Raw genomic sequence first — 21,009 nt, forward strand, 5'->3', positions numbered from 1 at the left:
GAATCTGCAAATTTACAATATTTGCAGATTAACAGATTCAGCTTTGCATTATCTCGCATTTTCACGCCTTGTTTGCGGGCCGTATTGTGCGAATAATGCAAACAGACCATACCCACACCAGGAGACACCGAGTGACCACGCAAACTACAATTCCGACCGTTCCCTTACTGATCAATGGCGAGTGGGTGGAATCCCAAACCACCGTCTGGCGCGACGTCGTCAATCCGGCCACGCAGGAAGTGCTGGCCCGTGTACCGTTCGCCACACCGGACGAAGTCAACGCGGCCATCGCCTCGGCCCAGCGCGCCTTTAAAACCTGGCGCAAGACGCCGATCGGCGCGCGCGCCCGCATCTTCCTCAAACTGCAACAGTTGATCCGCGAAAACATGGCCGACCTGGCCGCCACCCTGACGATGGAACAGGGCAAGACCCTGCTCGACGCGGAAGGCGACGTGTTCCGCGGCCTGGAAGTGGTCGAGCACGCTGCCAATATCGGCACCCTGCAGATGGGCGAATACGCGCAAAACGTGGCTGGCGGCGTCGATACCTACAGCGTGATGCAGCCGCTGGGCGTATGCGCCGGCATTACCCCGTTCAACTTCCCCGCCATGATCCCATTGTGGATGTTTCCGATGGCGATTGCCTGCGGCAACACGTTCGTCTTGAAACCATCGGAGCAAGACCCGCTGGTGACGGAAAAACTCGTGCGCCTGGCCTTGCAGGCGGGCATCCCGGCCGGCGTGCTGAACGTCATCCACGGCGGTGAAGACGTGGTCAACGCCCTGTGCGACCATCCGGACATCAAGGCCATCTCGTTCGTGGGATCGAGCAAAGTGGGCACGCATGTGTACCAGCGCGCCAGCCTGAACGGCAAGCGCGCGCAATGCATGATGGGCGCCAAGAACCACGCCGTCGTTTTGCCTGACGCCAATAAAGAACAGACCCTGAACCAGTTGCTGGGCGCGGGCTTCGGCGCGGCCGGCCAGCGCTGCATGGCCGCCTCCGTCGCCGTGCTGGTGGGCGCAGCGCGCGAGTGGCTGCCGGAATTGTCGGCCAAGGCGCAAACCCTGACGGTGGGCGCGGGCAAGGACAATCCTGACCTGGGTCCCGTGATTTCCTGCGCGGCAAAAGAGCGCGTCTTCAGCCTGGTCGCCAAGGGCATCGAGCAGGGTGCCGTGCTGACCCTCGATGGCCGCGACGTGAAGGTTGATGGCTATCCGAATGGCAACTTCGTCGGACCGACGATTCTCTCCGGCGTGAAACCCGGCATGGTCGTGTATGACCAGGAAATCTTTGGCCCCGTCCTGATCGTCGTCGAAGTCGACACACTCGATGAAGCGATCGCCCTGGTGAACGCGAATCCGAACGGCAACGGCACGGCGCTGTTCACGCAAAGCGGCGCGGCCGCGCGTTATTTCCAGGAAGAAATCGACGTAGGCCAGGTCGGCATCAACGTGCCGATTCCCGTGCCTGTTCCCCTGTTCAGCTTTACGGGTTCACGCGGCTCCAAGCTGGGAGACCTGGGCCCGTTCGGCAAGCAGGTCGTGCTGTTCTACACGCAGACGCAGACGATTACCCAGCGCTGGTTCACGGACGCCGCCTCGGTGGGCAAGGTCAACACCACCATCAGCCTCAAGTAAGGAGCTGGCATGGACTTTGAATTGAGCGACGAGCAGCGCGAGTTCCAGCAGGCGGCGCGCGCGTTTGCCGAAGGCGAACTGGCGCCGCACGCGGCGCATTGGGATGCGGAATCGATCTTCCCCGTGGACACCATCGCCAAGGCGGGCGAGATGGGCTTTTGCGGCCTGTACACGCCGCAGCGCTGGGGCGGCCTGGGCCTGTCGCGCCAGGACGCGGCCATCGTCTTCGAGGAGCTGGCCGGCGGCTGCACCTCGACCACGGCCTACATCACGATACACAACATGGCCACCTGGATGCTGTCGCGCTGGGGTCAGGAAGCCCTGTGCGACGAGTGGGTACCGGCCTTGGCAGCCGGCCAGAAGCTGGCCAGTTATTGCCTGACGGAGCCGCAGTCCGGTTCCGACGCGGCCTCCTTGCGCACCAAAGCTGTGAAGGACGGCGATTTTTACGTGCTCGATGGTACGAAAGCGTTTATCTCCGGCGCGGGCCAGACGGACATGCTGATCGTCATGGCGCGCACGGGCGGAGAGGGCGCGGCCGGCATTTCCGCCTTTGCCGTGCCGGCGAACTTGCCCGGCATCGTGTATGGCAAGAAAGAAGAAAAGATGGGCTGGAACAGCCAGCCCACGCGCATCATCAGCTTTGACCAGGTGAAAGTGCCTGTTGGCAACTTGCTGGGCGCGGAAGGCGAAGGCTTTGCGATTGCCATGAAGGGCATCGATGGCGGGCGCATCAACATTGCCGTGTGCTCGGTGGGCACGGCGCAGGCGGCCCTCACGCGGGCGCAAGCCTACATGAAGGAGCGCACGCAGTTCGGCCGCGAGCTGGCGCAGTTCCAGGCCTTGCAATTCAAGCTGGCCGACATGCTGACGGAACTGGTGGCGGCGCGCCAGATGGTGCGTCTGGCAGCCTGGAAACTCGACCAGGAAAGCCCGGATGCGACGGCATATTGCGCCATGGCAAAGCGTTTCGCCACGGATGTGGGTTTTAATGTGGCCAACGATGCGCTGCAATTGCACGGCGGCTACGGCTACATCCGCGAGTACCCGCTTGAGCGCCACGTGCGCGACACGCGCGTGCATCAAATCCTGGAAGGGACGAATGAAATCATGCGCCTGATCGTCGCGCGAGCGATTTTGAAAGACGGCGCCACGGAGACCTTACGATGACTAAAGTGTATACCAACCTGCTGCTGGAACGCCGTGGCCATACGGCCCTGGTGACCCTCGACAACCCGCCCGCCCACACGTGGACCCTGGCCAGCCTGAACGCGCTGAAAGAGCTGGTGGCCGACCTGAATGCGGACGCCGACGTGTACGCGCTCGTGATCACGGGCGGCGGCGCCAAGTTCTTCTCGGCCGGCGCCGATCTGAAAGTGTTTGCCGATGGCAATAAAGACACGGCGTTCGCCATGGCCGCCGCGTTTGGCGAGGCGTTCGAGGCGCTGTCCGCGTTTCGCGGCGTCAGCATCGCCGCCATCAATGGCTATGCCATGGGCGGCGGGCTCGAATGCGCGCTCGCCTGCGACATCCGCATCGCCGAAGAACATGCGCAGATGGCCTTGCCGGAAGCATCGGTCGGCTTGCTGCCGTGCGCGGGTGGCACGCAGCACTTGCCGTGGCTGGTGGGCGAAGGCTGGGCCAAGCGCATGATTTTATGCGGCGAGCGGGTCGATGCGGCCAAGGCCCTGGCCATCGGCCTCGTCGAGGAAGTCGTGCCAACCGGCAAGGCCGCCGCCACGGCGCTGGCACTGGCCGCCAAGGTGGCGCGCCAGAGCCCCAGCAGCGTGACGGCATGCAAGACCCTGATCCAGGGCGCGCGCAGCCATCCGCTCGTCAATTCCCTGCCCGATGAACGCACCCTGTTCCTGGGCCTGTTCGATACGCAAGACCAGAAAGAGGGTGTGCAAGCGTTCCTGGAAAAACGTCCGGCGGAGTGGAAGAATGGCTGAAAGTACCCTGATTGAAACTGTGAAAATCGAGGAACGCGACTGTCCTGGCGGCATGAAGCTGGGCGTCATCACCCTCGACGCACCGAAGTCCTTGCACGCGCTGACCCTGGAAATGATCCGCGCCATCGATGGCGCCCTGGTGCGCTGGACCGCTGACGATGCCATCGCCTGCGTGGTGCTGCAATCGTCGACCGACAAGGCCTTTTGCGCGGGCGGCGACGTGCGCAGCTTGCGTTCGGCTGTCGCCGAGCAGCCGGGTGTCGTGCCGAATCCGCAGGCGCTGGCCTTCTTTGCCGAGGAATACCGGCTCGACCACCGCATCCATACCTATGTGAAACCGCTGCTGGTGTGGGGCGGCGGCATCGTCATGGGCGGCGGCCTGGGCCTGATGGCCGGCGCCAGCCACCGCGTGGTCACGGAAAGCACGCGCATCGCCATGCCGGAAATCACGATCGGCCTGTTTCCCGACGTGGGCGGCAGCTGGTTCCTGGGCCGCATGCCGGGACGCAGCGGCCTGTTCCTGGGCTTGACGGGCGCGCCCATGAACGCGGCCGATGCCCTGTTTGCGGGCCTCGGTGATTATTTCCTGCGTCAGGAAGAGCGCGCCATGGTGCTCAATGCGCTGGCGTTGGCGCAATGGCAAGTGGATGCGCCCGCGAACCATCAGCAGCTGAGCCGTTTGCTGCGCGGCTTATCGGCCCCGGCATCGATGCTGCCCGTCTCCGAAGTGCGCGCCAATTTCGACGCCATCGCCGCGCTGACGCAAGCGCCCACCTTGTCCGAAGTGGTGGCCGCCATCGCCGCGTATGACGGCGATTCGGCCTGGCTGCAAAAGGCGGCCCACTCGCTGCACAAGGGCGCGCCCACTTCGGCCGCGCTGGTGTGGGCCATGCGCGAACGCACTCTTCATCTGAGCCTGGCGCAAGTGTTCCAGCTGGAATTGATCGTTGCCGTGCAATGTTGTGCCCACGCAGACTTCAGCGAAGGCGTGCGTGCCTTGCTGATCGACAAGGACAACGCGCCGCAGTGGCAGCCGGCCAACCTGGCCGACGTCAGCGCGGCGTATCTCAATGAATATTTCACGGCGCCATGGGATAGCCATCCTTTGCGCGACCTGCAGTAAAAGAACAACAGGAGACTCTAAAAATGCAACATATCGCTTTTATCGGCCTGGGCAACATGGGCGCGCCGATGGCCCGCAACCTGGTGGCCGCCGGCTTCCACGTGTCCGTGTTCGACCTGGCGCCAGCGGCAGTGGCGTCGCTGGTCGAAGCGGGCGCCACGGCGGCCGCGTCCGCCAGCGCGGCCGTGCAGACGGCCGACGCCGTCATCACCATGCTGCCAGCCAACAAGCACGTGCAGGAACTGTACCTGGGCGCCGGCGGCGTGCTCGACTCGGCCAAGCCCGGCGCCCTGTTCATCGATTGCAGCACCATCGCGGCCGACGTGGCGCGCCAGGTGGCGCAGGCGGCCAGCGAGCGCGGCTTTGCCATGATCGATGCGCCCGTCTCGGGCGGCACGGCAGGCGCGGCGGCCGGCACCCTGACCTTCATCGTCGGCGGCAGCGTAGCGGCCTTGCAGCAGGCGCGGCCATTGCTGGAAAAGATGGGCAAGAACATCTTCCATGCGGGTGAGGCGGGCGCGGGCCAGGTGGCGAAGATTTGCAACAATATGCTGCTAGGTATCTTGATGGCGGGGACGGCCGAGGCGCTGAACCTGGGCGTGGCGCATGGCCTCGATCCGAAAGTGTTGTCCGACATCATGGCCAAGAGTTCGGGCCGCAACTGGACCCTGGAAGTGTACAACCCGTGGCCCGGTGTCATGGACGGCACGCCCGCGTCGCGCAATTACACGGGCGGCTTCGGCACGGCGCTGATGCTGAAAGACCTGGGCCTGGCGCAGCAGTCGGCCTTGTCGGCGAACGCGCCTACGCCACTGGGCGGCCTGGTGCGCCAGCTGTACCAGATGCATGCGCAAGCCGGTTATGCGCAGCAGGATTTCTCCAGCATCGTGCACATGCTGCAGCCTGGTTTGCAAACGCCTGCCGCCTGAGAAATTTTGGGCAAAAAAAAGCCCGCTGGTAAAAGCGGGCTAAATCCAATTCTTGGAAGAGTTGGAGGAGACAGATGCATTATGCTGCATCGCCACATATAACTCCAATTTATCTTTAGAATATCAATTATTGATTTTCGTGATATCTCTTCGAAGCGGCCGCCGGCCGCCGCGATCACTTATGCGGCAACGCAGGCGATCTTCACGGAAGTAACGGCCGCCGCGCCCATGGTGCCAACGCCGGTCGACAAGCCCGTGGCCGGATCGGTCTGTACTTTGCATTGCAGGCCAGCGGGGCTGGTGATCACGCTGATGCCGAACGAGCGGCCATCGGCAACCAGGTCAGGCATGGCGAACGTGGCAGCGTCTTTTATCAGGGTCAACTGTTGGAGGCTGCTGCCGTTGGCCAGGACCAGGCCGGCAACGGTCAGTCCCGTAATCGTGCCCCCGACCGGGTAAGCATTTTGCTGGCAGATGACGGCAGCCTGGATGCTGATGTAGTGGCCGGCCGACCCTGTGCCGCCCTGAACGGCGCAATTCATGTGGGCTGGCGGCGTCTGCACGGTAATGTTGTAGTCGGTGCCGTAGTCTATGCGCTTGGGAAAGGTGAACGTGGTGGAGCCGGCAGGCCGCGCGACGGTGTCGCCGCCGTTGGCCAGGACCAGGCCGTCATTGTTCAGGCCAGAGATGGTGCCGCTGACATCGTACGAGGCTTTGCCGCCGCAAGCGGCCAGTCCCACGGTCAGCAACAGCGCGGCCAGAGGGCGCAGGCAGGATAACTTCATATATTTCTCCAAAATAAGGTGGACGAATGGCGCGGCTTACTTCGGCGCGCAGTTCAGTGTCGACGTGTTGGTGGCGCTCGAACCCATGGTGCCGATAGTATCGTGGCCGTCCGCGCTGCCAGAACCCTGGAATTTGCAAATCAGGCCGTCAGGATTGGACTTTACGGAAATGTTGTAGCTCGCGCCATCGGCTACCTGCCGGAAAGTAAAGCTGCTGCTGCCAGCCAGCGGGCTGATGCTATCGTTGGAACCGTTCACCAGTTGCAGATTGTTGGCAGTCAGGCCCGTGATCGTGCCGCTCAGCGGGTAGGTATTGGTCGTGCAGTTCACCACGGCCGTGCTCACGGAATAGCTCGTTGCTTTGCCGCTGCCATTGGTAATGGTGCACACGGCGCCCTTTGGCTGCTGCGCGATGCTGATATCGTAGCGCTCATCGGTCTTGAGCAGCTTGGTGAAAACAAAGGAGGCCTGGCCCGCAGGAACGGGCAAGCTTTCCCCATTGTTCAGGAGAATCAGGCCATCTTTTGCCAGACTGGACACTTGGCCACTCAGATACAGGTTGCCGCCGCTGCCGCCGCAGGCTGCCAGTGTGACGGCGCAAGCCGCCGCCAGCATCGAGCGCAGGTACAAATTTTTCATACATTCTCCAAAACGAATCAGGTTGGGTAGCGCAACGCGGACGCTGGCGCCGCATTGGAATGGCGCCTATTTTAGTCTATCTGGCAAGCCGAATGATCTTGCCTTGTATCACCCTGTAACAATTTTTCGCCGGGAAGCGCTGGCTCGGCCCCATTTCATGGGGGCGCAGCCAAGCCGACGGCGGCGATCAGTGCGACAATACATGCAGCTTGCGCATCGTGGCGCGGCATCCACCGTGAGTCCCATGTCCCTTGCTCCTGTCAAACCCGCCGTGCCTCCCAAGGCCATCCTGTTCGATCTCGACGATACCTTGTGGCCCATCGCGCCCGTGATTGCCGCCGCAGAAACCCTGCTGCACGACTGGCTGGCCACGCATGCGCCCAGAGTGGCGCAGCAGTTTTCCATCGAGCTGTTGCGCCAGCACCGTCTGGCCATGCTGAACGAACAACCGCATTTCCATGGCAACCTGATCGAGTTGCGCCGCGCCGGCCTGCTGGCCGCCTTCGAGGCCGTCGGCGAGGATGCCGCCCTGGTCGACGGCGCCATCGCGCAGTTCCTGGCCGCGCGCAACCGCGTCCAGCCGTATGACGACGTCTTGCCTGGCCTGGCCTGGATGCGCCAGCGCATGCTGGTCGGCTCCATCTCGAATGGCAATGCGGACCTTGAAATTATCGGCTTGGCGCAGCATTTCAAGGTATCGATCGCCGCCAGCGACTTTGGCGTGGCCAAGCCCGATGCCAGTATCTTCCTGGCTGCCTGCGCCGCGCTGGAAGTGGCCCCGCATGAAGCCGTATATGTGGGCGACGACCTGTATTTCGACGTGACGGGCGCGCAAGGCGCGGGCATGCGTGCCGTCTGGATGAACCGCAAGGGCAGCGACGCCCACCTGGCCGCCGGCGTGCAGCCCGACGCCATCTGCGCCAACTTTGATGAATTGCTGCTGTGGCTGCAGGGGCAACTGGAAGATTGATCGCCGCCGGACGGGCGAACGTGCATAATAGGCGCTGTTACTGTACGTTCTGCCGCTTTCGTTGCCGCTTGCCTAAAAAATACTTGCTAAAAATACTGGCTTAACTAAGACACCATGCAACTCGATACACGTGCCCAAACACTGCTGAAAGCCCTGGTCGAGCGATATATCGCCGACGGCCTGCCGGTCGGTTCGCGCGCCCTGTCGAAAATTTCCGGCCTCGACCTGTCGCCGGCCACGATCCGCAACATCATGGCCGATCTGGAAGAGCTCGGTTATGTGTCCAGTCCGCACACCTCGGCCGGACGCATCCCCACGCCGCGCGGCTACCGCATCTTTGTCGACACCTTGCTGACCGTCCGGCATCTGGACGAGCACATGGTGGAATCGCGCATGCGCCTGCAGACGCCGCAGCCGCAGAAAACCATCGCCAACGCGGCGCAGATGCTGTCGTCGCTGTCGCAGTTTGCCGGCGTCGTGCTCAGTCCGCGCCGCGAATCCGTGTTCCAGCAAATCGAATTCCTGCGCCTGTCCGAAAAGCGCATCCTGCTCGTCATCGTTGCCCCGGGCGGCGACGTGCAGAACCGTTTATTGCTGACGGAAGCCGACTATACGCCGGCGCAACTGGTGCAATCGGCCAATTACATCAACCAGAATTATGGCGGCCTGTCATTCGACGCCGTGCGCGTGCGCCTGCAGGGCGAACTGCGCCAGCTGCGCGACGACATGGGCAGCCTGATGCAGGCGGCCGTGGAAGCGGGCAGCGAAGCGATGGCTGACCATAGCGACGACATGGTCATTTCCGGCGAACGCAACTTGCTCAGCGTGAGCGATCTGTCATCGAATATGCATTCGCTGCGCCAGATGTTCGACATGTTCGAGCAAAAAACGGGCTTGATGCAGCTGCTCGACGTGTCGAGCAAGGCGACGGGCGTGCAGATTTTCATCGGCGGCGAATCGAACCTGGTGCCGATGGACGAAATGAGCGTGGTGACGGCGCCGTATGAAGTCAACGGCAAGATCGTGGGAACGTTGGGAGTGATCGGACCGACGCGCATGGCTTACGAGCGCGTCATTCCGATCGTCGATATCACGGCCAAACTGCTGTCAAGCGCGCTCAGCCATCATTGATGCTGCTCCATGCTGCGCCGGCCGGCCCCTTGCGGGAACGGCCGGCGTGGATCAGGCGGTTTTGTGCGGGCAAGCCGTCTTGATGCAGTTGCCGTAGATGGCCAAGGCGTGTTCGGCGATCTTGAAGCCGCGCTCTTCAGCCACTTTTTGCTGGCGGATTTCGATCTCTTCGTCGAAGAATTCTTCGACCCGGCCACAGTCGAGGCACACCAGATGGTCGTGGTGGGAACCTTCGTTGAGTTCGAAAATTGCCTTGCCGGTTTCAAAATGGTTGCGGTTGAGCAAGCCTGCCTGTTCAAACTGCGTCAGGACACGGTAGACAGTTGCCAAACCGACATCCATATTGTCGGCCAGCAGAATTTTATAGACGTCTTCCGCTGTCAGGTGGCGTACCGGGCTACTCTGGAAGATATCGAGTATCTTCAGGCGTGGCAGGGTGGCTTTCAGGCCGCTTGCCTTGAGATCACTAGGATTGTTACTCATGTTTGTTGCTCGTATGTGGGTCAGGTGCTTTATCATATAGCGTTTTGTCGGGGAGTGCCAAAATATGCATTTTTTGGCAGGCCGGTCACTCCTGGCGTTTTGTTCATCCAATTGAGGTCATTTATGCGCGTAACACCGGCTGTATTGCCATCTCTCTGGCACCGTATTTCATTTCGAGCACCAGTCGTGGCAGGCATGGTCTGTGTCGCGCTGGTCATGTCCGGCTGCGCCAGCCGCGGCATCCTTGGCGAAAAGCCGGCGGTGACGCTCAAGGAAGGCCAGGAAGTCGTTCCGGAAAAAGGTGCGCAGACCACCACGGTGACGCCGTTGCAAAAATTCATGTGGTTTTTCTCGCCGTATCGTCCTGACATTCAACAAGGCAACTTTGTCTCCGAAGAGATGCTGGCCCAGTTGAAAGTGGGCATGACGCGCGATCAGGTACGTTTCGTCCTCGGCACCTCGCTGTTGACCGATATTTTCCATGCCGACCGCTGGGATTATCCATTCCGCCTGGCACGGGGCAGTGGCGAAACCACCAGCAGCCGCGTCGTCGTGTTCTTTGACAAGGAAGGCAAAGTTGCGCGTTTCGAAGGCGGCAACTTGCCGACCGAGAAAGAATACATCGACCGCATCGCCGGTCCGTCGCCGTTCGCCAAGGTCGCCAAGGCCGACGTGCCTGCCGCCGCCGTGCCGTCGCCCGTGGCGCCGAGCGCCGTGCCCGTGCCGGCCGATGCCGCCCCCGCCATTCCTGTGAGCAAGCCTGACGTTGCACCTGCACCTGCACCTGCACCTGCCGCCGAGCCCACCAAATAAGTTGCTGTAAGAGAATAAAATGACTGAACTGAAAATTGCCATCGCTGGCGCCAGCGGCCGCATGGGCCATATCCTGATCGAAGCCGTCAGCAACGCGCCCGACGCCGTGCTGGCCGGTGCGCTCGACCGCGCTGGTTCGCCGTCCGTCGGCCAGGACGCCGCCGCCTTTCTGGGCAAGCCTGCCGGCGTGCTGATCGCATCCGATTTGGCCACCGGCCTGGCCGGCGCCGATTACCTGATCGACTTCACGCGCCCCGAAGGCACTTTGCAGCACCTGGCGTATTGCGCCGAGCATGGCATCAAGATGATCATCGGCACCACCGGCTTCGATGACGCGGGCAAGGCGGCCATTGCCGCCGCCGCCGAAAAGACGGCCATCATGTTCGCGCCGAACATGAGCGTGGGCGTGAATGTCACCATGAAGTTGCTGGAACTGGCCGCGAAAAGCCTGTCCGAAGGTTACGACATTGAGATCATCGAAGCGCATCACCGCCACAAGGTCGATGCGCCGTCGGGCACCGCCCTGCAAATGGGTGAAGTGGTGGCCGGCGCCCTGGGCCGCGACCTGAAGGAATGCGCCGTGTACGGCCGCGAAGGCGTGACGGGCGAACGCGATCCGTCGACCATCGGCTTTGCCACCATCCGCGGCGGCGATATCGTCGGCGACCATACGGTGCTGTTTGCCGGCATCGGCGAGCGCATCGAGATCAGCCACAAGTCGAGCAGCCGCGTCACCTACGCCCACGGCGCGCTGCGCGCCGCGCGTTTCCTGGCCGACAAGCCTACCGGCCTGTTCGACATGCAGGATGTGCTGTCGCTGAAGAACTGAGGAAGACCATGGCCACTGCCATCCTGAATGGAAAAGACATCACCGACGAAGCGAGCTTTCACGCGCAATGCGTGCCAGCCTTCGGTTTCCCCGCGTTCTACGGCAACAGCATGGATGCCTGGGTCGATTGCCTCAGCTATCTGCGCGATGACGAAAACATGACGCAGTTCCGTTTGAAACCGAACGAAGTGCTGGAAATCGTGGTGCAGGACGCTGACGCGATGAAGGCGCAAGTGCCTGATTTACTGGAAGAAATCACGTTCTGTATCGCCGGCATCAATGAGCGCTATGACGATTACGGTGAAAAACCGGCGTTGAAGCTGATACTCAAGTGAATAGAATCGTAGGTCGGATTAGGCCCTGCGGGCCGTAATCCGACAACATTGTTGGCTGTGCAAGTCGGATTACGCGCAAGCGCTAATCCGACCTACGTCCAGACGACCAACATTTACACCACCTTGCGCTCGCGCAAGCCGTCGATCTGGCCGCTATCGAGCCCCAGCCACTGCTGCAGCACCTCTTGCGTATGCTGCCCCAGCATTGGCGGCGGCAAGCGGTACTGCACGGGCGAGCCGGACAGGCGCACGGGATTGGCCACCAGCGCAACAGTCCCCGCCGTCGGATGCGGCATTTCCACTTTCAAGCCACGCGCCACCACTTGCGGGTCGGCAAACACCTGGTCGATGCGGTTGACGGGGCCGCATGGCACGGCTTGCGCCTCGAACGCGCTGATCCACTCGGCCGTCGTGCGCATGACCGTGGTCTGGCGCATCAACGGGATCAGGATCGCCCGGTGCGCCACGCGCTGCGGGTTGCTCATGAAACGTTCGTCCTGTGCCCATTCCGGGTGGCCGGCGACGGCGCAAAAGCGGGAAAATTGCCCATCGTTGCCGATCGCCAGAATCATGTCGCCATCGGCCGTGGGAAAGTCCTGGTACGGCACGATGTTCGGATGCGCATTGCCCATGCGTTGGGGCACTTTGCCGCCGCACAAGTAATTCGCCGCCTGGTTACCCAGCGCCGCCACTTGCACGTCGAGCAGGGCCAGGTCGATATGCTGGCCCAGGCCCGAGCGCTCGCGTTCGGCCAGCGCCGCCTGCACGGCGATGGTGGCGTACAGGCCCGTCATGATGTCCGTTTGCGCCACGCCCACTTTTTGCGGTCCGGCGCCCGGCTGGCCGTCGGGCACGCCCGTGATGCTCATCAAGCCGCCCATGCCCTGGATCAAGAAGTCATAGCCGGCGCGCGCCGCGTACGGCCCATCCTGGCCGAAGCCGGTAATCGAGCAATACACGAGGCGTGGGTTGAGTGCCAGCAAGCTGGCCGCGTCTAAACCGTATTGCTTCAAGCCACCCAATTTGAAATTTTCCAGCAAGACATCCGCTTCGGCGGCCAGCTGGCGCACCAGCGCCTGGCCTTCAGGCGCGGCCAGGTCGATGCACAAGGAGCGCTTGTTGCGGTTGGCGCACTGGAAATAGGCGGCCTCGGCGGTGTCGCGGCCGTCCTCGTCTTTCAGATACGGTGGACCCCAGGAGCGCGTGTCGTCGCCGCGGCCCGGCTGTTCGACCTTGACCACGTCGGCACCGAGGTCGGCCAGCATCTGCCCGGCCCACGGGCCGGCCAGCACGCGCGACAGATCGAGCACGCGCAAGCCGGTCAGCGGTGCGGGCCGCAAGGTGGAAGCCAAGGCGTCCATCAGTTGCTGAAGGCGGCGATGCCGGTGATGGCGCGGCCGATGATCAGCGCGTGCACATCGTGCGTGCCTTCATAGGTGTTGACCACTTCCAGGTTGACCAGGTGGCGGATCACGCCGAACTCGTCGGAAATGCCATTGCCGCCCATCATGTCGCGCGCCACGCGGGCAATATCGAGCGCCTTGCCGCAGCTGTTGCGTTTCATGATAGACGTGATTTCCACGGCGGGCGAACCCTCATCCTTCATGCGACCCAGGCGCAAACAGCCTTGCAAGCCCATGGTGATTTCCGTCAACATATCCGCCAGTTTCTTTTGCACCAACTGGTTCGCGGCCAGCGGACGGCCGAATTGCTGGCGGTCCATCGTGTACTGGCGCGCTTTCAGGTAGCAATCTTCGGCCGCGCCCAGCGCGCCCCAGGCGATGCCGTAGCGGGCGCTGTTCAGGCAGGTAAATGGACCCTTCAAGCCGCGCACGTCGGGGAAGGCGTTTTCTTCCGGGCAAAACACTTCATCCATGACGATTTCACCGGTGATGCTCGTGCGCAAGCCGACCTTGCCGTGGATTTCCGGCGCCGACAAACCCTTCCAGCCTTTTTCCAGCACGAAGCCGCGGATCGCGCCTTCATCGTCCTTGGCCCAGACGACGAACACATCGGCGATCGGACTGTTGGTGATCCACATCTTGGCGCCGGACAGGCTGTAGCCGCCCGGCACCTTGCGCGCGCGCGTGACCATGCTGCCAGGGTCGGAGCCGTGGTTCGGTTCCGTCAGGCCGAAGCAGCCGATGAATTCCCCCGTCGCCAGTTTCGGCAGGTACTTCTGTTTCGTTTCTTCGTTGCCGAAGGCATGGATCGGCACCATCACCAGCGACGATTGCACGCTCATCATCGAGCGGTAGCCCGAATCGACGCGCTCGACTTCGCGCGCGGCCAGGCCGTAGCAGACGTAGTTCAGGCCGGCGCCGCCGTATTCTTCGGGAATGGTCGTACCCAGCAAGCCCAACTCGCCCATTTCGCGGAAGATGGCCGCATCCGTGCGGCCATGGCGGAACGATTCGAGGACGCGCGGCACCAGGCTGCCCTGGCAATAGTCGCGGGCCGCTTCCAGCACGGCGCGTTCGTCGCCCGTCAGTTGTTCTTCCAGCAGCAGGGGGGAATTCCAGTCGAATACGGTTTTGCTCATCACAGGCCTCGCAGGTGAGCGCCGGTGATCGGCGCAAGATTGAATATGGCTCATGGTAGGTTCTTGCCTAGCCTTGCGCAAACGATTTTTTCGCACCCAGACATGCGTTTTGCGCATATCTTGCGGCATACTGATGTTCTTTCACTGGCCGGATACCCCATGTCACGCAAAATCCCGATGCTGCAGGCGCTCAATTGTTTCGAGGCCGCCGCGCGCCACCAGAGTTACACGCACGCGGCGCGCGAACTGTCGCTGACACAAAGCGCCGTCTCGCGGCAGATTTCATCGCTGGAAAGCTTTCTTGGTGTGCAACTGTTCCAGCGCACGCGCCATGGCGTGCTGCTGACCAGCGCCGGCGCCGCGTATGCGCGCCAGATCGCGGCCCGCCTCGATGGGCTCGAGCGCGACACGCTCGACACCATGGCGCGCCAGGGCGGTGGCGGCGCCTTGCAGCTCGCTTCCGTGCCCACGTTTGCCACGCGCTGGCTGATGCCGCGCCTGGGCTCGCTGGCAGGACTGCACCCGGACATCGTCGTGCATATCGACGCGTATACAAAACCGTTCATGTTTGCCGATACGGAATACGACGGCGCCCTGTACGCGGGCACGCCCGAGCAGCTGGCGCGCTGGCCCGGCACGCGCGCCACCTTGTTGATGCATGAAGAAATCGTGCCCGTCGCCAGCCCGCGCCTGCTGGCGGCGCGCAGTCAGTGGCAGCCGCACGATGTATTGGAACTGACCTTGTTGCAACAAAGTACGCGCCCGGGCGCCTGGCGCCAGTGGTTTGATGCCATGCAGGTTGATGGGGAACTGGCGCGCTACGGCGCCCGCTACGAACTGTTTTCCATGCTGGCCATGGCGGCCGTGCAGGGGCAAGGGGCCGTCCTGCTGCCGCGCATGCTGGTCGAAGCGGAACTGGCGCGTGGCGAACTGCGCATCGTCTGCGAGCACCCACTGCGCGGCCAGCGCGCGTATTACCTGATCACGCCCGAGGCGGCGCACGAAAAGACGGCCTTGCAGCAATTGCGTGCATGGCTGCAGGACGAGGCGGCTTAGAGCCTATCCCAGTAGATGAATACATCCCCTGCTGGCGCCCCTCAGAAGCGGGGACGGCGTTGCTCGTCGTCGCGTGGCTCGCCACGCGTCCTCCTCACGCCTTGTCCGCGCTCCTGATGAACTGCCAGCAGAAGACGCTCCCTACTGGGATAGGCTCTTAAACGACTTTGCCGGTATCGAAGTGGGGATTGTCGATCAGGCCGATCTGGTTGCCGAACGGGTCGAGCAATTCCACCGTGCGGATGCCGTCGCCCACGTCCGTGATCGGATGGTGCAGGGTGCCGCCCAGCCCGACGATGCGCTCGACTTCCTGCTCGATGCCGTCCACGCCCCAGTACGTCACGCTGCCTTGCGTGCCTGGCTCGCCGCCCGGCAGCAGCCCAAGTTCGAAGCCGCCAATGGCAAAACCCACATAAAACGGCTGGTCGAAATACGGCGTCGCGTTAAATACCTGGCTGTACCAGGCTTTGGCCTGGTCCAGGTCGGGGACGGGGTAGGTGACGGTGCGTAAGCCCTTGATCATGTTCTGCTCCTGATGAATGAAGAATAACGCCATCATGCCACCGGCGCGCGCGTGGCGATTGGAAAAATGGAAGGTGCTCAAGCGCGCCGGCCCGTCAGCCACGCTTCGGGCGAACGGCGGGCGAACTCCTGAAAGTCGTGGATCAGGTGTGACTGGTCGAAATAACCGAATTGCAAGGCCACTTGCGCCCAGTCCGGCTGCCCCGCCAGGTTTTGCATGCCGGCGCTGGCAGCGCGGAAACGGCAGATACGGGCAAACAATTTCGGGCTGATGCCGACGTGCTGGCGAAATTGCAGCGCCAGGTGCTGGCGCGACACGCCCAGTTGCGCGGCCAGTGCCTCCACGCGCACCTGGCCGGACGCTGCCTCAATGGCCGCGATGGCATGTTCGGCCGCACCGGCCTGGCGCCGTGGCGGCGCGGTGCGCAGGCGCAGCAGCAGATAATCTTGTAAAACAGAAACTCTTTGCGCATTCGACAAGGGCTCGCTCCACAGCGCGTCACCGAGGCGTGCCGCCAGCTCGCGGCCCCACAGCTGCTGCAATCCCGTGCGGCCATCGCTCAGTTCGCACAAGGGCAGCTGGAAGAAGCGCGCCGCCGCGCCCGGCTTGAAGCGGGCCGCCACCGTCTGCACGAGGCCCAGACTGGCGACGGCAATCGGCGCCGTCATCATGCCCACGGCAAAGCTGGCATCTTGCTGGTCCTGGCACAGGATGTCGATGCAATTGTCGGGCAAGACCTGGTGCGTGACGGGCGTGGCGCCCGTCCGCACGCGGCAGGTCCAGACGCAGTCCAGCCAGGGCCGCAGGGCGGGAATGGGCAGATATTCCTGATAGACGATCATGGCCGGCTTTGATGCAAAGAACAAGATTGCCCATATATTACACAGCATAATTGTGCGCCGGCCAAAATTTGCCGGCCCGGGCCGCCAGCGCGCCGCGCTATCGGGCGGCGACAACCAGTATAATGCTCGGTTCATATCCACTATTGGCCGCACATCATGCAAGATAAATATAGTCCCGCCGACGTCGAACAAGCCGCCCAATCGCACTGGAAGGCGATCGACGCCTACAAAGCCGTCGAACACGACCCGCGTTTCCCAAAAGGCAAGTATTTTGCCTGCTCGATGCTGCCTTACCCTTCGGGCAAGCTGCACATGGGTCACGTGCGCAACTATACGATCAATGACGTGATGTACCGCTACCTGCGCATGAACGGCTACAACGTGCTCATGCCGATGGGCTGGGATGCGTTCGGCATGCCGGCGGAAAACGCGGCCATGGCCAATAACGTGCCGCCCGCGCAATGGACGTATTCGAACATCGCCCACATGAAGCAGCAGATGGAATCGATGGGCCTGGCCATCGACTGGTCGCGCGAAATGACCGCCTGCAAGCCCGAATACTACAAATGGAACCAGTGGATGTTCCTCAAGATGCTGGAAAAAGGCATCATCTACAAGAAGACCGGTACCGTGAACTGGGACCCGATCGACCAGACCGTGCTGGCCAACGAACAAGTGGTCGATGGCAAGGGCTGGCGTTCCGGCGCGCCGATCGAAAAGCGCGAAATCCCCATGTACTACGCGCGCATCACCGATTACGCGGAAGAATTGCTGGCGTATGTGGACGACAAGCTGCCGGGCTGGCCCGAGCGCGTGCGCACCATGCAGACCAACTGGATCGGCAAGTCGACGGGCGTGCGCTTCGCCTTCCCGCATGAGATCAAGGACGCGAATGGCGCCTTGATCGGCGACGGCAAGCTGTATGTGTTTACCACGCGTCCTGACACCGTCATGGGCGTGACCTTCTGCGCCGTGGCCGCCGAGCACCCGCTGGCGCTCCACGCCGCGCAAAGCAATCCTGCGCTGGCTGCCTTCAACGCCGAATGCAAGCTCGGTTCCGTGATCGAAGCGGACATGGCGACGATGGAGAAGAAGGGCATGCCGACCGGCCTGTTCGTCACGCATCCGCTGACGGGCGCGCAAGTGGAAGTGTGGGTCGGCAATTACGTGCTGATGACCTATGGCGATGGCGCCGTGATGGGCGTGCCGGCGCATGACGAACGCGATTTCGGCTTCGCCAAGAAATACAATCTGCCGATCAAGCAAGTGATCGAAGTCAAGGGTCAGGAATTTTCGACCGATGCGTGGCAGGAATCGTATGGCAGCAAGGACGGCGTCTGCATCGCCTCCGGCAAATACGACGGCCTGCATTTCGCTTCCGCCGTCGATGCGGTGGCCGCCGACCTGGCAGACCTGGGCCTGGGCGAAAAGAAAACCACGTTCCGCCTGCGCGACTGGGGCATTTCGCGCCAGCGCTACTGGGGCACGCCGATCCCGATGATCCATTGCGCCGATTGCGGCGTGGTGCCGGTACCGGAAAAAGATTTGCCGGTGGTGCTGCCGGAAGACTGCGTGCCGGATGGCACGGGCAATCCGCTGAACAAATATGAAGCCTTCCTGCAGTGCGACTGCCCGCAGTGCGGCAAGCCGGCGCGCCGCGAGACGGACACCATGGATACCTTCGTCGATTCGTCGTGGTATTACATGCGTTATACCTCGCCAGGCTCGAACGACGCCATGGTCGACGCGCGCAATGATTACTGGATGCCGATGGACCAGTACATCGGCGGCATCGAACACGCCGTCATGCACTTGCTGTACGCGCGCTTCTGGACCAAGATCATGCGCGATTTCGGCCTGGTCAAGTTCGACGAGCCGTTCGTCAATCTGCTGACGCAAGGCATGGTGCTCAACGAAACATATTATCGCAAGGACGCGGTGGGCAAGACCACCTGGTTCAACCCGGACGACGTGCGCCTGTCGCTGGACGACAAGGGTCGTCCGCAAAGCGCCGTCCTGGTGGCCGATGGCCAGCCGGTGGAAATCGGCGGCACGGAAAAAATGTCGAAGTCGAAGAACAACGGCATCGACCCGCAAGCGCAGATCGAGCAGTACGGCGCCGACACGGCCCGTTTGTTTACCATGTTCGCCTCGCCGCCGGAACAGACGCTGGAATGGTCGGGCAGCGGCGTCGAAGGCGCGAACCGCTTCCTGCGCCGCGTGTGGAACTTCGGCTACGCCCAGTCGGCCACCATTCAAGCCGCACTGGCTGGCGGCGCCGCACCGGCCACCGGCGACGCGCAGAAAAACCTGCGCCGCGAATTGCACAAGCTGCTGCAGCAAGCCGATTACGACTTGAAGCGCATCCAGTACAACACCGTGGTGTCGGCCTGCATGAAGATGCTCAACACGCTGGAATCGGCCAAGCTGGACGACAGCGCGCAGTCGAAGGCGCTGATCGCCGAAGGCTTCTCCATCTTCCTGCGCCTGCTCAATCCTGTCGCGCCGCACATCACCCACGTGCTGTGGCAGGAACTGGGCTACGCTGGCGTGCACGGCGACCTGCTCAACGTCGCCTGGCCGCAGGTCGACCCGGCCGCATTGGAGCAATCCGAGATCGAGATGATGATCCAGGTGAACGGCAAGCTGCGCGGCTCGATCACGGTGTCCAAGGATGCGGACAAGGCCAGCATCGAAGCGGCCGCGCTGGCGTGCGAAAGTGTGCAAAAGTACGTCGAGACCACGCCGAAGAAGATCATCGTCGTGCCAGGCAAGTTAATCAGCATTGTGGTGTAATCATGACGACTTCCTCTCACGTATCGCTGTTGGGCCGCCGTGCCGTGCTGGCTTTGGGGCTGACTGTTCTGTTGTCGGCCTGCGGCTTTCATTTGCGCGGTTCGAATGGCAGTTTCATGCTGCCGTTCGCGACGATGTACATCGGCCTGCCCGAGACATCGCCGCTGGCGATTGGCCTGAAGCGCTATATCCGCGCCATCGGCAGCACGGAGGTGGTCGACACCAAGGATGGCGCCGACGCTGTCCTTGACGTGCTCACCGACCCGGAGAGGAATCGTACCAAGACCATTTTGTCGCTGAACAAAAATGGCCGCGTACAAGAGTATCAACTCGGCTATTCGATCAATTTCCGCGTCCTGGACAAGGCCGGCAACCAGTTGCTGGCACCGACGACCATCAGCCTGGTGCGTCCGATTACCTTCGACGAGTCGCAGGTGCTGGCCAAGGAAACCGAGGAGGCGGCGTTGTACCGCGACATGCGCAACGACCTGGTGCAGCAGATCATGCGCCGCCTGGCCGCCATCAAGCCGGTGCTGCCGGCCATGTCGGTGGCGCCCGTGACTCCGGTCGCGCCGGCAGCCCCGCAGCAGTAACGGGGACGCCATGCAATTGCGGATAGACGCGCTCGACGGGCATGTGGCCAAGCCGCTGGCGCAGCTATATGTGATCACCAGCGACGAACACTTGCTGGCGCTGGAAGCGGCCGACAAGATCCGTCGCGCGGCGCGCGCGCAGGGCTATTCCGAGCGCGACGTGCTGACGGTGGAGCGCAGCTTCAAGTGGGGCGAACTGCTGGCGGCGAACCAGGAGCTGTCGCTGTTCGGCGATAAAAAACTGATCGAGCTGCGCATCCCCACCGGCAAGCCGGGCAAGGATGGCGGGGCGGCGCTGCAAAGCTATGCGAAAAACCTCAGTCCCGACAACCTGACCCTGATCACCTTGCCCAAGCTGGACTGGGCCACGCAGAAGGCGGCCTGGGTCGCCAGCCTGCAGCAGGCGGCCGTGTATATCGAGATTCCGAATGTGGAACGGGCGCAGTTGCCGGCCTGGATCTCCCAGCGCCTGGCCGCGCAGGGCCAGAGCGCGGAGCGCGCCAGCATCGACTTCATCGCCGAACGGGTGGAGGGCAATTTGCTGGCGGCGCACCAGGAGATTCAGAAACTGGGCTTGCTGCACGCGGCGGGCAAGCTGACGTATGAGCAAGTGCAGGACGCGGTGCTGAACGTGGCCCGCTACGATGTCTTCAAGCTGTCCGAAGCCATGCTGGCCGGCGATCCGGCGCGCCTGGTGCGCATGCTTGAAGGCTTGAAAGGCGAGGGCGAGGCGCTGCCGCTGGTGCTGTGGGCCGTCTCCGAGGAAATCCGCACGCTGTTAAAATTGAAGGCCGGCATGGCGCAAGGGCGCCCATTGGGCGCGCTGCTGAAGGAATACCGCATCTGGGGTCCGCGCGAGCGGATGATGGAACCGGCCCTGCGGCGCATCTCGCTGCCCGTGCTGGAAGCGGCGCTGCAGCAGGCGGCGCAGGTGGACAAGATGATCAAGGGCTTGCGCGCCAAGGGCTATGCAGGCGATGCCTGGGATGCCATGCTACAGCTGGGCCTGAAGATCGCCAAGGGTTAAC

20 protein-coding genes and 1 pseudogene are annotated in these 21,009 nt (G+C 62.5%); 14 read left to right on the forward strand and 7 right to left on the reverse strand.

The window, feature by feature from the left end; genetic code table 11:
* Positions 1–95 precede the first annotated feature (95 nt).
* The 5 genes and pseudogenes from K0F86_RS00550 to mmsB all read left to right on the forward strand — a co-directional run.
* Positions 96–1,640 (forward strand): CoA-acylating methylmalonate-semialdehyde dehydrogenase, encoded by a 1,545-nt coding sequence (locus K0F86_RS00550; RefSeq protein WP_219132469.1) that lies wholly within the window; start codon positions 96–98, stop codon positions 1,638–1,640.
* 9 nt (positions 1,641–1,649) lie between these two features.
* Positions 1,650–2,810, forward strand: a complete 1,161-nt coding sequence (locus K0F86_RS00555; protein ID WP_219132470.1) for an acyl-CoA dehydrogenase family protein — start codon at positions 1,650–1,652, stop codon at positions 2,808–2,810.
* Positions 2,807–3,592, forward strand: coding sequence for an enoyl-CoA hydratase (locus K0F86_RS00560; RefSeq protein WP_219132471.1), 786 nt, complete (start codon positions 2,807–2,809; stop codon positions 3,590–3,592). The genes K0F86_RS00555 and K0F86_RS00560 overlap by 4 nt, the downstream gene beginning before the upstream one ends.
* Positions 3,585–4,715 carry an enoyl-CoA hydratase/isomerase family protein gene (locus K0F86_RS00565; RefSeq protein ID WP_219132472.1) on the forward strand — a complete coding sequence of 377 codons (1,131 nt, stop codon included), beginning with the start codon at positions 3,585–3,587 and terminating at the stop codon, positions 4,713–4,715. The genes K0F86_RS00560 and K0F86_RS00565 overlap by 8 nt, the downstream gene beginning before the upstream one ends.
* Positions 4,716–4,732: 17 nt before the next feature.
* Positions 4,733–5,644, forward strand: a pseudogene (mmsB, locus tag K0F86_RS00570) (3-hydroxyisobutyrate dehydrogenase); the annotation flags it as partial.
* A gap of 179 nt (positions 5,645–5,823) precedes the next feature.
* Here the strand turns inward: mmsB and K0F86_RS00575 are convergent.
* Together K0F86_RS00575 and K0F86_RS00580 are read right to left on the reverse strand one after the other, a co-directional pair.
* A complete protein-coding gene (locus K0F86_RS00575) occupies positions 5,824–6,429 on the reverse strand; it encodes a hypothetical protein (protein WP_219132474.1) in 606 nt (201 codons plus the stop codon).
* A gap of 36 nt (positions 6,430–6,465) precedes the next feature.
* Entirely contained in the window at positions 6,466–7,068 is a 603-nt protein-coding gene (locus K0F86_RS00580; RefSeq protein WP_219132475.1) for a hypothetical protein, read from the reverse strand.
* A gap of 244 nt (positions 7,069–7,312) precedes the next feature.
* Between K0F86_RS00580 and K0F86_RS00585 the strand changes: the two genes are divergently transcribed.
* Both K0F86_RS00585 and hrcA read left to right on the forward strand, forming a co-directional pair.
* Positions 7,313–8,038, forward strand: coding sequence for an HAD family hydrolase (locus tag K0F86_RS00585; protein ID WP_219132476.1), 726 nt, complete (start codon positions 7,313–7,315; stop codon positions 8,036–8,038).
* A 114-nt stretch (positions 8,039–8,152) separates the two neighbouring features.
* Positions 8,153–9,169: a heat-inducible transcriptional repressor HrcA gene (gene hrcA / locus K0F86_RS00590; RefSeq protein ID WP_035822689.1), complete on the forward strand. Its 1,017-nt coding sequence runs from the start codon at positions 8,153–8,155 to the stop codon at positions 9,167–9,169.
* Between the two features lie 51 nt (positions 9,170–9,220).
* On the opposite strand, the gene fur is transcribed toward hrcA, so the two are convergent.
* A complete protein-coding gene (gene fur, locus K0F86_RS00595; RefSeq protein ID WP_099761922.1) occupies positions 9,221–9,652 on the reverse strand; it encodes a ferric iron uptake transcriptional regulator in 432 nt (143 codons plus the stop codon).
* Positions 9,653–9,847: 195 nt separating this feature from the next.
* On the opposite strand from fur, the gene K0F86_RS00600 reads away from it, so the two are divergent.
* The 3 genes from K0F86_RS00600 to K0F86_RS00610 are packed head-to-tail and all read left to right on the forward strand — an operon-like array spanning position 9,848 to position 11,629.
* On the forward strand, positions 9,848–10,465 hold the full coding sequence (locus tag K0F86_RS00600; protein ID WP_219132919.1) for an outer membrane protein assembly factor BamE: 618 nt from the start codon (positions 9,848–9,850) through the stop codon (positions 10,463–10,465).
* Between the two features lie 19 nt (positions 10,466–10,484).
* Positions 10,485–11,294 (forward strand): 4-hydroxy-tetrahydrodipicolinate reductase, encoded by an 810-nt coding sequence (dapB, locus tag K0F86_RS00605; protein WP_219132477.1) that lies wholly within the window; start codon positions 10,485–10,487, stop codon positions 11,292–11,294.
* Between the two features lie 8 nt (positions 11,295–11,302).
* Positions 11,303–11,629 carry a barstar family protein gene (locus K0F86_RS00610; RefSeq protein ID WP_219132478.1) on the forward strand — a complete coding sequence of 109 codons (327 nt, stop codon included), beginning with the start codon at positions 11,303–11,305 and terminating at the stop codon, positions 11,627–11,629.
* Between the two features lie 113 nt (positions 11,630–11,742).
* On the opposite strand, the gene K0F86_RS00615 is transcribed toward K0F86_RS00610, so the two are convergent.
* Positions 11,743–12,990 carry a CaiB/BaiF CoA-transferase family protein gene (locus K0F86_RS00615; RefSeq protein ID WP_219132479.1) on the reverse strand — a complete coding sequence of 416 codons (1,248 nt, stop codon included), beginning with the start codon at positions 12,988–12,990 and terminating at the stop codon, positions 11,743–11,745.
* Complete coding sequence (locus K0F86_RS00620; RefSeq protein WP_219132480.1) at positions 12,990–14,171, reverse strand: acyl-CoA dehydrogenase; 1,182 nt, start codon at positions 14,169–14,171, stop codon at positions 12,990–12,992. The genes K0F86_RS00615 and K0F86_RS00620 overlap by 1 nt, the downstream gene beginning before the upstream one ends.
* Positions 14,172–14,330: 159 nt before the next feature.
* Here K0F86_RS00620 and K0F86_RS00625 point away from each other — a divergent pair, with 159 nt between their 5' ends.
* Positions 14,331–15,227: a LysR substrate-binding domain-containing protein gene (locus K0F86_RS00625; protein WP_219132481.1), complete on the forward strand. Its 897-nt coding sequence runs from the start codon at positions 14,331–14,333 to the stop codon at positions 15,225–15,227.
* A gap of 157 nt (positions 15,228–15,384) precedes the next feature.
* Here the strand turns inward: K0F86_RS00625 and K0F86_RS00630 are convergent, their stop codons facing one another.
* Positions 15,385–15,750, reverse strand: a complete 366-nt coding sequence (locus K0F86_RS00630) for a VOC family protein (RefSeq protein WP_219132482.1) — start codon at positions 15,748–15,750, stop codon at positions 15,385–15,387.
* A gap of 77 nt (positions 15,751–15,827) precedes the next feature.
* Positions 15,828–16,592 carry a helix-turn-helix domain-containing protein gene (locus tag K0F86_RS00635; RefSeq protein WP_257571923.1) on the reverse strand — a complete coding sequence of 255 codons (765 nt, stop codon included), beginning with the start codon at positions 16,590–16,592 and terminating at the stop codon, positions 15,828–15,830.
* Between the two features lie 156 nt (positions 16,593–16,748).
* Here K0F86_RS00635 and leuS point away from each other — a divergent pair, with 156 nt between their 5' ends.
* The 3 genes from leuS to holA are packed head-to-tail and all read left to right on the forward strand — an operon-like array spanning position 16,749 to position 21,008.
* A complete protein-coding gene (gene leuS / locus K0F86_RS00640; RefSeq protein ID WP_219132483.1) occupies positions 16,749–19,388 on the forward strand; it encodes a leucine--tRNA ligase in 2,640 nt (879 codons plus the stop codon).
* 2 nt (positions 19,389–19,390) lie between these two features.
* Positions 19,391–19,981, forward strand: coding sequence for an LPS assembly lipoprotein LptE (gene lptE, locus K0F86_RS00645; protein ID WP_219132484.1), 591 nt, complete (start codon positions 19,391–19,393; stop codon positions 19,979–19,981).
* A 10-nt stretch (positions 19,982–19,991) separates the two neighbouring features.
* Entirely contained in the window at positions 19,992–21,008 is a 1,017-nt protein-coding gene (gene holA / locus K0F86_RS00650; RefSeq protein WP_219132485.1) for a DNA polymerase III subunit delta, read from the forward strand.
* Position 21,009 lies beyond the last annotated feature (1 nt).

The sequence above is a fragment of the Janthinobacterium sp. UMAB-60 genome (assembly GCF_900095235.1).
In the GTDB taxonomy this organism is placed as follows: domain Bacteria; phylum Pseudomonadota; class Gammaproteobacteria; order Burkholderiales; family Burkholderiaceae_D; genus Janthinobacterium.